General features: G+C 71.9%; 11 protein-coding genes. 4 read left to right on the plus strand and 7 right to left on the minus strand.

Annotated features, from left to right (window positions below; genetic code table 11):
• Positions 1-119: 119 nt before the first annotated feature.
• The 3 genes from ACX6XY_RS10485 to ACX6XY_RS10495 all read right to left on the minus strand — a co-directional run bounded on the left by ACX6XY_RS10485 (position 120) and on the right by ACX6XY_RS10495 (position 3,839).
• Complete coding sequence (locus tag ACX6XY_RS10485) at positions 120-1,001, minus strand: (2Fe-2S)-binding protein (RefSeq protein ID WP_460328516.1); 882 nt, start codon at positions 999-1,001, stop codon at positions 120-122.
• Positions 1,002-1,219: 218 nt separating this feature from the next.
• Positions 1,220-2,023: a hypothetical protein gene (locus ACX6XY_RS10490; RefSeq protein ID WP_460328518.1), complete on the minus strand. Its 804-nt coding sequence runs from the start codon at positions 2,021-2,023 to the stop codon at positions 1,220-1,222.
• A gap of 139 nt (positions 2,024-2,162) precedes the next feature.
• Complete coding sequence (locus tag ACX6XY_RS10495) at positions 2,163-3,839, minus strand: PucR family transcriptional regulator (RefSeq protein ID WP_460328520.1); 1,677 nt, start codon at positions 3,837-3,839, stop codon at positions 2,163-2,165.
• Positions 3,840-4,391: 552 nt separating this feature from the next.
• On the opposite strand from ACX6XY_RS10495, the gene ACX6XY_RS10500 reads away from it, so the two are divergent.
• The 4 genes from ACX6XY_RS10500 (at position 4,392) to ACX6XY_RS10515 (ending at position 11,137) form a co-directional block, all read left to right on the plus strand.
• Entirely contained in the window at positions 4,392-5,837 is a 1,446-nt protein-coding gene (locus ACX6XY_RS10500; protein ID WP_460328522.1) for an NCS2 family permease, read from the plus strand.
• A gap of 467 nt (positions 5,838-6,304) precedes the next feature.
• Positions 6,305-7,429, plus strand: coding sequence for a winged helix DNA-binding domain-containing protein (locus ACX6XY_RS10505; RefSeq protein ID WP_460328524.1), 1,125 nt, complete (start codon positions 6,305-6,307; stop codon positions 7,427-7,429).
• A 39-nt stretch (positions 7,430-7,468) separates the two neighbouring features.
• Positions 7,469-9,010: an AMP-binding protein gene (locus ACX6XY_RS10510; RefSeq protein WP_460328526.1), complete on the plus strand. Its 1,542-nt coding sequence runs from the start codon at positions 7,469-7,471 to the stop codon at positions 9,008-9,010.
• 207 nt (positions 9,011-9,217) lie between these two features.
• Positions 9,218-11,137: an ATP-binding protein gene (locus ACX6XY_RS10515; RefSeq protein WP_460328528.1), complete on the plus strand. Its 1,920-nt coding sequence runs from the start codon at positions 9,218-9,220 to the stop codon at positions 11,135-11,137.
• Between the two features lie 8 nt (positions 11,138-11,145).
• On the opposite strand, the gene ACX6XY_RS10520 is transcribed toward ACX6XY_RS10515, so the two are convergent.
• The 4 genes from ACX6XY_RS10520 to ACX6XY_RS10535 form a co-directional block, all read right to left on the minus strand.
• Entirely contained in the window at positions 11,146-11,460 is a 315-nt protein-coding gene (locus tag ACX6XY_RS10520) for a nuclear transport factor 2 family protein (RefSeq protein ID WP_460328530.1), read from the minus strand.
• Positions 11,461-11,485: 25 nt separating this feature from the next.
• Entirely contained in the window at positions 11,486-12,250 is a 765-nt protein-coding gene (locus ACX6XY_RS10525; protein WP_460328532.1) for an SDR family oxidoreductase, read from the minus strand.
• A 157-nt stretch (positions 12,251-12,407) separates the two neighbouring features.
• On the minus strand, positions 12,408-13,283 hold the full coding sequence (locus ACX6XY_RS10530) for a helix-turn-helix domain-containing protein (protein ID WP_460328534.1): 876 nt from the start codon (positions 13,281-13,283) through the stop codon (positions 12,408-12,410).
• Positions 13,284-13,349: 66 nt separating this feature from the next.
• Complete coding sequence (locus ACX6XY_RS10535) at positions 13,350-13,880, minus strand: GNAT family N-acetyltransferase (RefSeq protein WP_460328536.1); 531 nt, start codon at positions 13,878-13,880, stop codon at positions 13,350-13,352.
• Positions 13,881-13,885 lie beyond the last annotated feature (5 nt).

Consider the following 13,885-nt stretch of genomic DNA (forward strand, 5'->3'; position numbering starts at 1 on the left):
GTGTTTCGGAGCAACAGGACGCCAAGGGGGTGCAGGGGACTCCGGATAGTGGGTTTCGGGTCGAACTTCCTTGGTTGAAGCCGTAGTTGAGTTCGATTGACGCGACCCGTACGGGTGGTTCAGCGCGAAGCGCTTGCGCTCAGCTTCACGATGCGGTCCGCGTCGCAGGTGCGCGGGCAGGTCGCGCAGGTGTCCTCGGGGCGCAGGGTGTAGAAGAGGCAGCAGCTGGCACGGTCCCGCGTCGGCAGCCGCTCGCCGTTCGGTCCGGTCAGCTCGCGGAACGCGGCGGCGCCCACGTACGGCTTCGTCGTGCCGGGCAGCAGCGACTCCAGCTCCGTCATGGCGCGCTGTTCGTCGCCCAGCAGATGGGCGATGTACCAGAGGCCCTCGACGATCTCGTCCGTCGCGGTGCCCCACAGCGCGCGTCGGCCGCGCCGCATCCGGGGTCCGAAGCCGACCAGGACCGGTTCCAGGTGCTCGGCCACCGCCTGGCGCAGCTCCGCGCGCAGCGCCTCCTCGTCGGGCACGACCCGCGCGCCCGGCAGCGAGGCGGCCGGGTCGTCCGGCAGACAGGCGAAGTCCTCGACCCGGAGCGCCATCCGGCCCAGGGCGCGCTGGAAGGCGACGTTGCCGACGGGGATGCGCGGGACCCTGCGGTGGGTGAACCACGGGACCGTGAACAGCAGGCACGCGGGCCAGGCGTAGCGGTGCAGCCCGAAGCTGGCGATGACGTCCGGCCTGGCCTGCTGGCCGTAGTCGCGCAGGACCTGTGCGTTGTCCCAGGCCAGGAAGGCGTCGAGGGCGGTGCCGCCCTCCGCGAGCTGGGCGGCGGCGACCCAGCCGCCGCCTTGCGGGGCGGACTCGTGCACGTGCAGTTCCTGAATCCGCAAGCTGGGGAAGACCTCGGCCAGGCGTGCGTACGCCTCCGCGACGACCGACGGCCCCGACGGAGCTGTCGGGGCGGTGTGCGGTGCGCCGGGGAGCAGCGTGGGAACAGACATGCGGGGACCACCGAATCGCGATCGTAAGCAGGTTAGCCTTACCTTACCCGATGGGTGGGATGTGTGAACCGCGGCCCCTCATGCCTATGGTGCTGCCCGGACCCCGGCCACGCGCGCCAGACCGCGCGAGGGGCCGGAAGGAGGACCCGAGTGGAGCAGTCGCAGGCGCGGGGCGACCGGCCGTGCCTTTCGCCGTGCGCTGCTCGCGCGTCACGGATTCACGCTGAGCCCGTCGATGTGACCGCCGTCGAGGACGGCGAGAGCTGTGACGCCAGCCAGGTCGGCACCCCGCCCAGCAGCCGGAACAGCCGCCCCGCCTCCGCGCGCAGCCGCGCCGCGTCCGCCCCGCTCTCCGCCTCCGCCAGCGCGACCAGCGCGGGCGCCGTGCCCACCAGATATCCCAGTTCCTCGCGGAGCCGGAGCGACTCGGCGAAACCGTGCCGCGCCTCGGCCAACTCCCCGTCCCGCAGGGCGAGTCCGGCGAGATGCCGCCAGGTGAAGGAGAGCAGCAGCGGATCGTCACCGGCCGTGGCGCCCGCGTGGGCGCGCCGGTACGCGGCGAGCGCGGACTGCGGCGAGTCCGAGAGGTGCTCGGCCACCAGACCGCGCCGGAAGTCGAGCAGCGCGCGCCCTGCCGCGTGCGGCGACAGCAGCGCCGCCGCGCGGCCCAGCGCGGACCGTGCCTCGTCGGCCCGGTCGCGTACCGCTAACACCGTTGAGGCGTAGGCGAGTTGTCCGCGTTCGCAGGCCGCGGCCCCCCGCTCGTCGTCGCTCTGGGCCAGCGCCTCGGCGGCGCGCAGAGCATCCTCGGCCTCGCTCCAGCCCCGCTCGGTGAACAGGCAGCGCTCGACCAGGAGCGAGGCCCGCCGCAGTGCGGTGCCGGGACTGCGGCCGTCCTCGAGGAGCGCGGCCGCGTCGGTCCAGCAGCCGCGCGACCGCAGTCGCCACACCGCCGTCCGGAGTGCGGTCGCCTTGGAAGACGAAGCAGCTGACACAGAACCAGACAGGGCGGTATCCGCCACAGTCCCTCCCCTGGGAGCGCGTCATTGAGCTGTGGCCCGCATCTCAGCACGGATTGGCGCGGGCCGCCAAGGGGGTGGGTGAAAGTTTTCACGATCTAGGACCGTCTCGGGCCGGGCCGGGACCGGCCCGCCGCGGACGTCAGCTCATGCGCAGCGCCAGGAAGAAGTCCAGCTTGTCCTCCAGGCGCGACAGGTCGCGACCGGTGAGCTGCTCGATCCGCCCCACCCGGTAGCGCAGCGTGTTCACATGCAGGTGCAGTCGCGCCGCGCACCGGGTCCAGGACCCGTCGCAGTCCAGGAACGCCTCAAGCGTGGGGATCAGCTCGGCCCGGTGGCGCTGGTCGTAGTCGCGCAGCGGGTCGAGCAGCCGGGCGGTGAAGGCTCGGCGTACGTCGTCCGGCACGAACGGCAGCAGCAGGACGTGCGAGGCCAGCTCCTGGTGGCCCGCGGCGCACACCCGGCCCGGCCGGGCCGCGGCGACCCGGCGGGCGTGCCGGGCCTCCTCCAGAGCGCCGCGCAGCGCCTCGGCGGAGTGCACGGTGGCGCTGACGCCGAGGGTGAGCCGCCCGTCGTCGGCGAGTCCGGCGGTGAGCGGCGCGCGCACGGTCTCCAGCAGGGTGTCGGCCAGCAGCCCGGACTCGGAGCCGTCGTGTTCGGCGGTGGCCGCGGGCAGCGGCACCAGGGCGATCGCCTCGTCGCCCGCGTGCGCGACGGCGATCCGGTCCGACGGCTCGGGCCCGGCGGCGAGCGGGTCGACGAGGATCTCCTCAAGCAGTGACTGGGCGACCGGGCCGCCCTCGACGTCGCCGCCGTCCCACTCGACGCGGGCCACCACGACCTGCCAGTGCGGGGCCGCGCCGAGGCCCGGCAGCAGCACCGGGGCCGCGACCCGCAGCCGGGCGGCGATCTCGGCGGGCGCGGCGCCGGTCTGCACCAGCTCCAGGACCTCCTGCGCGAGCCGCCGTCGCACGGTCCTGGCCGCGTCCCGGCGGTCGCGTTCGACCGCGATCAGCTGGGTGACGCCCTGCAACAGGTCGAGCCGCTCCTCGGGCCAGTCCCCGGCGTCCGCCTCGACGGCGAGCAGCCAGTCCGACAGCACGGTCTCGCGGACGTCCCGCGAGGCGGCCCCGGCCCCCCGGCCGCTGGTGCGGATCGGGAACAGCGAGTACGTCACTCCCTTGGCGCTGGCCCGGTGCGGCCCCCGGCGTCCGGTGCGGACCGCGCCCAGGTGCTCCGCGGCGAGCGTGGCGCACACGTCGGCGGGCAGTGGCGCCGACGCCGAACCGGAGCCCGCGATCGGCCGCCCTGTGGTGGACAGCACCCAGGCACGCAGGTCCAGGTCGGTGCCGAGCAGGTCGAGCACCACGTCGGGCCCGCCGCCCGCGGGCCCGGACGTCATCATCCGGCGGTGCCGCTCGACCACGGCCGCCAGGTCTCCGGCGCGCTCGCCGGAGACCTGCCGTACGACGTGCTCGGTGATCGTGGCGAAGGCCACCCGCTCGTTCACGGCGAACAGCGGCAGTCGGTGCCGTGCGCAGGCGTCCACCAGGTCGTCGGGCACGTTGCTGAGCTCCGCCTCACCGGCCGCGAGCGCCGCCACCCCGGCCGACGCCAGGATGCGGACGAACGGCTCCGAGTCCGCCGCGTCCCGCCGCCAGGCGAGACCGGTCAGGACCAGCTCGCCGCCGGACAGGTAACGGCTGGGGTCCCTCAGATCCGTGGTCATCACGCCGCGTACGGTCCGGTCGAGCTCGTCGTCGCCGCCGAGCAGCCGCAGCCCCAGCGCGTCGGTTTCCAGCAGTGCGCGCAGCCGCATGGTGTCGCCGCCGATCTGTCTTGATCTTGTCGTTGTCAGAGGTCGTTGTCAGAGGTCGTTGTCAGAGGTCGTCAGTCAGGGGGAGCGGTCTCCCCGAGGGTCCGTAGTGGACGGATCCGGAGCGGAACGTCGGGTTCCTGAGGGCCGCCTTTCATACGAATCTACAAGACGACCGGTGCGGCCAGCCAACTCCTTCATGGTTTCGGTGACTGACCACGGCCCCCGGCGGGCGGGTGTACTTACGCCAATCCGCGTGAACAGCGCATGAACAAAACCAGCCGAACCACAGCCAGTCGAACTCCACAGCCAGCCGAACCCGGCAAGCCGCCGGTGCGCCCCGAGCGTCCCACCGGCACGCAACACCCTCGGGTACGGGCCTTCGGGCGGCGCCGCCAGCGTCGCCGTTCCCCGTCGGCCCGCCGCCTGACCGTTCGCCTCGGGCCGTCCCCCGGGTCGTGCAGCCAGTCAACCATCCCAAACTCCGCAGCCCGTATCGGAACAGATCGGTACATTTTCATGCGGATGCCCCTTTGAACCTTGGGAGAAGGCACCATGACCCAGTCGTCACTGGAGCCCAAGACCGCACAGGTCGCCGAAGACGCGGGTGACGGCACCCGCGTCCCGGCCGGCAGGTCTTGGCTCGACCGGTACTTCCACATAACCAAGCGCGGCTCCACTGTCGGCCGGGAGGTGCGCGGCGGCATCACCACCTTTATGGCGATGGCGTACATCCTCCTGCTGAACCCGCTGATCCTCGGCGGCGAGGACGCGGACGGGCTCACGCTCAGCCAGCCCGCACTCATCACCGCCACCGCACTCGCGGCGGCGGTCACCACCCTGGCGATGGGCGTCATCGGCAAGGTCCCGCTGGCGCTGGCCGCGGGGCTGAGCGTCTCGGGCGTCCTGGCCACCCAGGTGGCGCCCGAGATGACCTGGCCGCAGGCCATGGGCATGTGCGTCATCTACGGCGTGGTGATCATGCTCCTGGTGGTCACCGGCGTCCGCGAGATGATCATGAACGCGATCCCCGCGGCGCTGAAGCACGCCATCACCATGGGCATCGGCCTGTTCATCGCGATGATCGGCTTCGTCAAGGCCGGGTTCGTCGGCGGCAGCGAGGGCGGTGGCCCGGTCACCCTCGGCGTCGACGGCGCCCTCACCGGCGGGCCGGTCCTGCTTTTCTCGGTCACCCTGCTGCTGATCTTCATGCTCCAGGCCCGCAAGGTGCCCGGCGCGATCCTGCTCGGCATCGTCATCGGCACCGTACTCGCGGTGATCGCCAACGCGGCGGGCTGGATCGACGAGAAGACCTGGGGCGGCGGCGCCCCCGAACTCGACGGCGTGGTCTCCAGCCCTGACTTCGGCCTCTTCGGCCAGGTCGAGATGCCGGGCCTCGCGCAGCTGTTCACCGTCAGCGTCGGAATGATCATCTTCACTCTGGTGCTCGCCGGGTTCTTCGACGCGATGGCCACCATCATCGCGGTCGGCAGCGAGGCCAAGCTCACCGACGCGAAGGGCAAGATGCCCGGCCTCAACAAGGCCCTGTTCATCGACGGCGCGGGCGGCGCGATCGGCGGCGCGTCCGGCGCGTCCGGCCAGACGGTGTTCATCGAGTCGGCCACGGGCGTGGGAGAGGGCGCCCGAACCGGTCTCTCCGCCACCGTCACCGGCCTGTTCTTCGCCGCCTGTCTGTTCTTCACACCGGTCACCCAGCTGGTGCCCGGCGAGGTCGCCGCCGCGGCTCTGGTCTGCATCGGCGCGATGATGCTGCAGAACGCCCGGCACGTCGACTGGAGCGACTACTCCATCGCCGTCCCGGTCTTCCTGACCGTCGTCCTGATGCCCTTCACCTACACCATCACCACCGGTGTGGCGGCGGGCGTCATCGCCTACTGCGCCATCAAGGGCGCGCAGGGCAAGTGGCGGGAGCCCAGCATTCTGATGTGGGTCCTGTCCGTGGTGTTCGTCTTCTACCTCGCCTTCGGCGGAGCGCACTGACGCTCCCGGTCGTCTGGCCAGGCCTGGGCCGCTTCGAGCCCCCTGCTCATCGCTTTGGTGATGTGCAGGGGGCTGGTTTCGTCGGTTGGCCGGTTGGCCGGTTGGCCGGTCCGGGGCTACGGGGCCGCGCCTGTGCCGATGTTCAGCACCGCGGTGCGTGCGTTCTGTGCGTTGTGGGGCGGGGGGGGGGGGGGGGGTACGTGCTCACGGCGACTGGTCACCCGGAAGCTCCGAACCGCGTGCTGCCCAGGTCACAGTCCCCGCTCCGCTCGCACCCCCCACCCCACCCCCTCACGCCGGTGAGCGTCTACCCGTTGTGGGCATACGTTCCGCAAGGGCGGAACGGGTGGGCACAACCCACCGACCCCGGTGACCGGTCTCGCTTGGCCCGCAGGGCGACCCCCTCCCCCGGAGGGGGACACCCTATGCGGACAGGATCTGTCCGCATAGGACGCTAGCGTGCGGGCATGACAGCGACCCAGCCCATACTCGGTACTCGCGCCCTGAACCGCGCCACCCTCGAACGCCAGCTGCTGCTGCACCGGGCCACGGGGGTCACCCCGACGGCGGCGACCGAGCACCTGCTCGGACTCCAGGCGCAGAACGTCAAGCCGCCCTATTACGCGCTCGCCGCGCGCCTCGCGGATTTCGACCCCGAGGCGCTCTCCGGGCTCGTCGAAGCGCGTGAGCTGGTCCGTATCGTCACCATGCGCTCCACCATCCATCTGCACTCCGCCGCCGACGCGTTGACGCTGCGGCCGCTCACACAGGCCGCGCGGAACCGTGAGTTGAACGGCTTCCGCAAGGGGCTCGTCGGCGTCGACCTGGACCGCCTGGCCGCGCTCGCTCGGGACGCCGTCGAGGACGAGCCGCGCACCATGAAGCAGTTGCGCGACGTGCTGACGCCCCACTGGCCGGAGGCCGACCCGCAGGCGCTCGGCGTCGCGGCCCGCTGTCTGCTGCCGCTCGTCCAGGTCACCCCGCGCGGGCTGTGGCGGCGCAGCGGGCAGGTCGCGCTCACCACGCTGGATCACTGGCTGGGCCGTGCGGGTGAGGTGGCTTCGGCCCCTGTGATGGATGAGACCGTGCTGCGGTATCTCGCCGCGTTCGGGCCCGCGTCCGTCAAGGACATGCAGACCTGGGCCGGGCTCACCCGGTTGCGCGAGGTCTTCGAGCGGCTGCGCCCCGGCCTGCGGACCTTCCGGGACGAGAACGGCGTCGAACTCTTCGACCTGCCCGACGCCCCGCGCCCCGACCCGGACACCCCGGCCCCGCCGCGCTTCCTGCCCGAGTACGACAACCTGCTGCTCTCGCACGCCGACCGGAGCCGCGTGGTGCCCCCGGAGTACAAGGGGCGCACCTGGGCGGGGAACACGGGGTACAGCGTCCTCATGGTCGACGGGTTCGTGGCGGGCGTCTGGCGGCTGGCGGAGGGTGCTTGCACTGTCGAGGTTTTTGGGAAGTTGACGCGGGCGCAGCGGGATGAGGTGGTTGGTGAGGCTGAGGCGCTGATGGAGGGGCCGCTGGGGCGGGGGGCGTCGTATGACATCCGGTTTGGTGCGGTGCGTGCCGCGTCGCTTGGCCGTGGGTAGGGGGACTCTGTTGACGTCTTGGTGAACAGGAGAGAGCGGATGCGGGTTCCGATGACTGTCACGGACTTCCTCGACCGGGCGGAGCTGGGGTTCGCCAGCAGTCCCGGTGTGATCGACGAGCCGGACCAGCCGGGGCCGCCCGTACCGGATCTGACGTACGGGCGGCTCGGTGAGCGCGTCCGGGCCTGGCAGGCGGGGTTCGACGCGCTGGGAGTGGGGGAGGGCGAGCGGGTGGCGGTGGTGAGCCACAACTCGGCGCGGCTGCTTGAGCTGTTGTTCGCCGTGCCGATGAGCGGGCGGGTCTGTGTGCCGGTCAACTTCCGGCTCAAGCCCGATGAGATCGAGTACGTGGTGCGGCAGAGCGGGGCCTCGGTGCTGCTCGTCGACCCGGAGTTGGCCGACGCGCTGTCGGGGATCAAGGCGCGGCACCGATTCGTGCTCGGCGAGCAGAGCGAGGGCGAACTGATGCGGTTCGGCGTCGAGCCGCGCCCGTGGTCCCGCCCGGACGAGGACGCCACCGCGACGATCAACTACACCTCGGGGACCACGGCCCGGCCCAAGGGCGTCCAGCTGACCCACCGCAACATCTGGGTCAACGGGCTGACGTTCGGGCTGCATACACGGGTGTGGGAGCGCGATGTCTATCTGCACACGCTGCCGATGTTCCACTGCAACGGCTGGGGCATGCCGTATGTGATGGCCGGTCTGGGCGTCAAGCAGGTCGTGCTGCGCAAGGTCGACGGCGCCGAGATCCTGCGCCGGGTCGACGCGCACGGCGTCACCCTGATGTGCGGCGCGCCCGCGGTGTGGAACGCGGTGCTGGACGCGGCGGCGGGCTGGGACGGCGAGATCCCCGGCCGCGACCGGGTGCGGATCGTGTGCGCGGGCGCGCCGCCGCCGACGAAGACGATCCAGCGCGTGGGCGAGGAGCTGGGCTGGGAGTTCACCCAGATCTACGGGCTGACCGAGACCTCGCCGCTGCTCACGTTCAACCGGACCCGGCCGGACGACGTGGCGCTGCCCGCCGATGAGCGGGCGCGCAAGCTGTCCCGCGCCGGGCTGCCCGCGCTCGGTGTGCGGCTGCGGGTGGCGGATGGGGGTGAGGTGCTGGCCCGGTCGAATGTCGTGCTCGACGGGTACTGGGACAAGGAGGAGGAGACCGCGACGGCGCTGGAGGGCGGGTGGTTCCACACGGGTGATGGCGGCTGGGTCGATCCTGATGACGGGCATTTGACGGTCTCTGACCGGAAGAAAGATGTGATCATCACGGGTGGGGAGAACGTGTCGTCGATCGAGGTGGAGGACACGATCTTCAGCCACCCGGCGGTCGCCGAGGTCGCGGTGATCGGAGTCCCGCACGAGAAGTGGGGTGAGACGATCAAAGCGCTGGTGGTACTCGCGGAGGGTGCGACGGCGCGCGAATCGGACATCATCGCCCACTGCAAGGAGCGGATGGCGGGCTACAAGGCCCCGACGACCGTGGAGTTCCGCGAGGTGATCCCGCGTACGGCGACCGGAAAGGTCCAGAAGTTCAAGCTGCGGGAGCCGTACTGGTCGGGGCTGGAGCGGGGCGTCAATTGAGGGGTCGTGTGTCACTTGTTTATTGGATGGGTGTTCGGGTGTACCCCGCGTCGTGTGATCGGGTGCTCGGCTACGCCACTCCTGGTGTGAGTGTCGCGTTGGGGTAGCCGTGGCGTCGTTGCAGTGACGGTTCTGCACCCGGAAGGCCGACCTCGGGCGCGATGCCATACGTCGATGCCGCGGCGACCTATGTGGAGGAGTTCACCAGTGTGGAAGACAGTCGGCGCACCCCTGCTCGGCCGTGAGCAGGAGTCGGGGGAGCTGGCGCGACTCCTGGCCGAGAACCGCCTGGTGACGGTGGTCGGCGGCGCGGGAGTGGGCAAGAGTCGCCTCGCCGCCGAAGTGGGCAGGCTGTTGTGTGGTGCGTCGGACGGGCCGCTGCCGCGGGTTGTGCGGGTGCGGTGGGACGCCGAGGGCGGTGCGCTCGTCGGGGCGGTCGGCCGTGCGCTGGCCGGTGAGCGGGCGGCTTTCGGCGGGGCTGATGTCCGTGTCCTGGCCCGGTGGCTGACCGGTGGGCGCGTTCTGTTGTTCCTTGATGACGTTGATCCAGTGCATGCTGAGTGTGTGGGGCTGGTGCAGCGCCTGCTGATGGATGTACCGGACCTGCGGGTGCTGGTGACCGCGCGGCGCGCCCTCGGTCTGGGTGTCGAGCGGGTGCTGCGGCTGGCGCCGCTGCGTACGGAGCCTGCGGTCGAGTTGTTCCTCGACCGGGCGCGCGCCGCCCTGGCGGACTTCCGGGCCGACGCGTCCGCGCTGCGTGACGCGGCGGCCGTCTGTCGGACCCTGGAGGGGGTGCCGCTCGCGGTCGAACTGGCCGCGGCACAGCTGACCCGGCACTCCGTCCGCGACCTCGCGGAACTGGTGGAGCGCCGGCAGTGCTGGCTGAGCAGCCCGCACCCGGCCGTGCGGCGGCACCGCTCGCTGCGGGCCGCCGTCGGCGCCGACTACGCGCTCTGCGAGCGGTCGGTACGTGCCGTGTGGGGTCGGGCGAGCGTCTTCGCCGGGCCCTTCGCGGAACAGACGGCCGTCTTCGTGTGTGCGGGCGGCGGGGTCGAGCCCCACCAAGTGGCCTCCTGTCTGGCCCAGTTGGCCGGGATCGGAGTGCTGGAGCCGGTGTCCGACCCCGGTGGGCTGCGCCGTCCCCGGTACCGGATGACCCGCGCCGCGCGGGAGTTCGGCGCGGAACGGCTGGGCGGTGCGGGGGAGTTCACGATCGCCGCGGAACGGCACACGGCGCACTGCCAGCGGGTGGCCGCGGTCGCGGAGAGCCTGTGGAGCACCGGCAGCCAGCCCCAGGCCGTACGGCTCGTACGGGATGAACAGGCCGACCTCAGGGCGATGTTGCGGTATGCGCGCTCCCACGCGGGGCAGGCGGTCGCGGCCCTCGACGCGGTCGTCAACCTGTGGTTCTGGTGGGCCGTGCACGAGCGCGCGGAGGAAGGGCGCGGACATCTGCTCGCGTTGCTGCCGCAGTGCCCGCCGGACAGCGCGATCGCCGCGCGCGGCCTGTGGCTGGCAGCCTGGCTGACCGCCGACAGCGATCCGGGCGAGGCGCAGGCGCTGCTCGGGCGGGCCTGGCCGGTCGCCGTCCTGGCCGGTGACGACGCGACGATCGGCCGGATCGCGCACGTTCAGGGCGTACTCGCGCTGCATCGCGGCGACGACCGGTCCGCCGCCGCGCACTTCCAGCAGGCCGCCGAGATCATCCCGGCCCTGGCGCCGGGCGGCCCCACACCCGCCGTGAGCCTGGCGGCCCTGGCCCTGGCCCAGAGCGCGTTCGACCCCGGCGCCGCCATGTCCAGCGCACGGCGCGCGCTGGCCCAGCCCGGCATCCGGGGCGACTCCTGGGCGCGCGTCGTCGCCCGGTACGCCCGCGCGTACGTGGACCACCGACACGGCCGCAGCGGCCGCGCCTGGCACCGCGCGCACCGGGCGCTCGCCGCCCTGGACACGGCCGTGCGGGAGGAGAACGCGGTGGCGGCGTCGGGTGCGGCGGCGCTGCGCCAGCTGATCGCCGACATCGAGACCGGCGCCCCCGGCCGTCCCCGCCTGCTCTCCGTGCCGCGTGCTCGTACATCGGAGCCCGTGCCGGTCCTGGCCGCGACCAGGACCGGCACGGGCTCCTGACCGGTTGGCTAAGCCTGGCCGGTCTCGAAGCGGCTGATCTTGCCGTCGGTGACGGTGAACGCCCACCGGGTGCGCATGCTGCCCCAGGTGGAGTTGGTGTACGTCGCGGTCAGCGAGCGGCCGTCCGGGGCGACGGACTCGACGTCCATGCGGCCGTCCGAGGAGAAGATCTCCTTGTCGGCCCAGGCGGCCAGGTCGCGGTCGGCGCCGTCGTCGGACATGGTGGCGTCCTCGGTGAGCACGGCCTGGAAGGCGGCGCGGTCACCGGCGTTGACGGCGGAGACGAACGCGGCCACTACGGGGTCGGTGAGCTGGGCGGTCACGGGGGTTCCTCCAGGGGGTGGGGGGTCAGCGGGTGGTGTACCCGCCGTTCAGGAAGATCGTCTGGCCGTTGGCCCACCAGCCGTCGGTGAGCAGATGACGGATCCAGGGGACGATGTCCTCGATCTTCGTCAGGTCGCCGTTCATCGCCGAGGACTTGTGGTACGCGACGGAGTCGTCGTCCTCGGCCGGGTAGAAGAACGGGGTGTCCATCGGTCCGGGTGCGATGTTGTTGACCGAGATGTTCCGGCCGAAGAGTTCCTTGGACAGGGCTCGGGTGAAGTGCTCGACCGGCGCCTTGCTGCCCGCGTATGAGGAGTACAGGCCGGTGTACGCGGCCAGCAGGGAGGTGAGGATCGTGACGATCTTACCGCCGTCCTCCATGCGGCGCGCGGCCTCGCGCATCACGAAGAACGCGGCCTTGGAGTTGACCGCGAACATCTGGTCGTACTCCTCCTCCGTGATCTCGGTGAGCGGCTTCTTGAGCACCATTCCGGCGGTGTTGACGCTGTAGTCGAGCCTGCCGAAGCGGTTCACGACCTCGTCGAAGACCCGTTCCACCTCGGCCACTCGGGTGAGATCGGCCTGGATCGCGAACGCCTCGCCGGGCCCGGCGTTGATCTGGTCGACCACGTCCTGGGCCTTGGCCCGTGAGGAGTCGCTGTTGTAGTGCACCGCGACTCGCGCGCCCTCCGCGCCGAGCGTGGTGCTGAGCAGTCCGCCGAGGTTGCGGGACGCGCCGCCGACGAAGGCGACCTTGCCGTTGAGCGTCTTGTCCGGGGTGTTGACCATGACGGCCCTCCTGCGCTGTGCGGGTCCTGGGCGGCACGCCCGTGGCGTATGCCGGGGGCGGTGCCGTGGTCATCAGCCTCCCCGAGGCACGCGGTACCGATCTTGAACGAAACGCTCACCGGTGGAACGAACCGCTCATGATTTCCCCCGCAGGGCGTCAGCGGCCGCCGTTGTCCCGGAGCGCCTGCGGTGTGGACCCGTCGAAGCGCCGCATCGTCCGGGTCAGATGGCTCTGGTCGGCGAACCCGGCCTCCGTCGCGATGTCCGCGATCGGCCTGCTGGTGCGTATCAGCTCACGCCGGGCGTGCTCCAGCCGCCGCCGTGTCACATACCGGTGCGGCGACTGCCCGGTCGACACCTTGAACACCCGCGTGAAGTGGGACTCGCTGACCCCGGCGACCGCGGCCAGCTCCGCCAGCGTGACCCGCCGCGACAGGTTCGCGTGGATGAAGTCCACCACTTCGGCCAGCCGACGCGGCGCGAGCCCGCCCGTACCCGTACGCATCACGGCGCCGCCTTCGCCCGCGACCCGCAGCACCACCGCCGCCGCGGCCTGCACCAGCGACTGCGCGTACAGCCCGTCCGCGGGCCCCGGACCGGCGTACTCGGCCGTCAGCCGCTCCAGCAGCATCGTCAGCAGCGGGTCGGTGAAGTGGAACCGCGGGACCAGCTCGAACCGGCCGGTGGCCCCGCTCTCCGCCGCCAGCTTCTCCAGCCACACCGGGTCGATGCCGAGCAGCAGCAGTTCCACGTCGTCCTGCCAGCGCGGCCGCGACGCCCACCCGGCGGGGTTGACCAGGGCCTCTCCGGGGTGGAACCGCTCCCGGCGCGCGGTGCCGTCCGCCGACCAGCGCAGATCCGCCGACCGCCCGGTGTGCACCACCAGCACGTGCACCGGCGGCCCGACCGGGCTCGGCGCGATGTCGGAGACCCCCGCCGCGCGCTCCCGCGCCCGCTCCGCGACCGCGTGGTCGAGTGCGGAACCGCTGCTGTGCACACACCGCAGATGCGGTTTGATGGACGAATCACTCACCGGTCCAGTATCCCGCGAGGCGTACCGGTCGCCAGTTCGCCCGCCGGTTCGACTGACGGCCGCTCGTCACGGGAGCGGTTTGCGCATGCAGACGCGTGGCCAGCGGTCCAGACCGTGCTCCGCCTCCTGGGCGCGTATCTTCCGGAGCCCCGTGGTGAGCTCGGCCTCGTCCACGGTGCGGAAGCCGAGCCGTGCGTAGTACGGGGCGTTCCACGGCACGTCGGCGAACGTCGTCAGGGTGAGCGCCGTCAGCCCCTCGGCGCGGGCGCGCTCGGCGGCGTACGCGATGAGGGCGCGGCCGACGCCGCGGCGCGCGGCGTCCGGGTGCACCGAGACCTGTTCGATGTGCAGCGCGCCGTCGACGGGTTCGGCGATCAGATACGCCAACGGGACGCCGGGTTCGGCGGACCGGTCGACGGCCACCCAGGCGCGGCCCGCCCGGCGGAACACGTCCAGCAGGGCGAGTTCGGGCGGGTCGTCGTCGGCGACGTCCGCCATGCCGACGTCGCGGAAGGGCGTGCCCGCGGCGCGTTCGATGCCTTGCAGCAGGGGGAGTTCGGCGGCGGTGGCCGGACGGATGCGCATCCTCACGCTCATGGTGC

The organism is Streptomyces sp. O3, from assembly GCF_054788135.1.

Coding starts and splice junctions, on each gene's coding strand:
- ACX6XY_RS10485 (WP_460328516.1), bottom strand. CDS start 1,001: ATGTCTGTTCCCACGCTGCTCCCCGGCGCACCGCACACCGCCCCGACA.
- ACX6XY_RS10495 (WP_460328520.1), bottom strand. CDS start 3,839: ATGCGGCTGCGCGCACTGCTGGAAACCGACGCGCTGGGGCTGCGGCTG.
- ACX6XY_RS10500 (WP_460328522.1), top strand. CDS start 4,392: ATGACCCAGTCGTCACTGGAGCCCAAGACCGCACAGGTCGCCGAAGAC.
- ACX6XY_RS10505 (WP_460328524.1), top strand. CDS start 6,305: ATGACAGCGACCCAGCCCATACTCGGTACTCGCGCCCTGAACCGCGCC.
- ACX6XY_RS10510 (WP_460328526.1), top strand. CDS start 7,469: ATGCGGGTTCCGATGACTGTCACGGACTTCCTCGACCGGGCGGAGCTG.
- ACX6XY_RS10525 (WP_460328532.1), bottom strand. CDS start 12,250: ATGGTCAACACCCCGGACAAGACGCTCAACGGCAAGGTCGCCTTCGTC.
- ACX6XY_RS10535 (WP_460328536.1), bottom strand. CDS start 13,880: ATGAGCGTGAGGATGCGCATCCGTCCGGCCACCGCCGCCGAACTCCCC.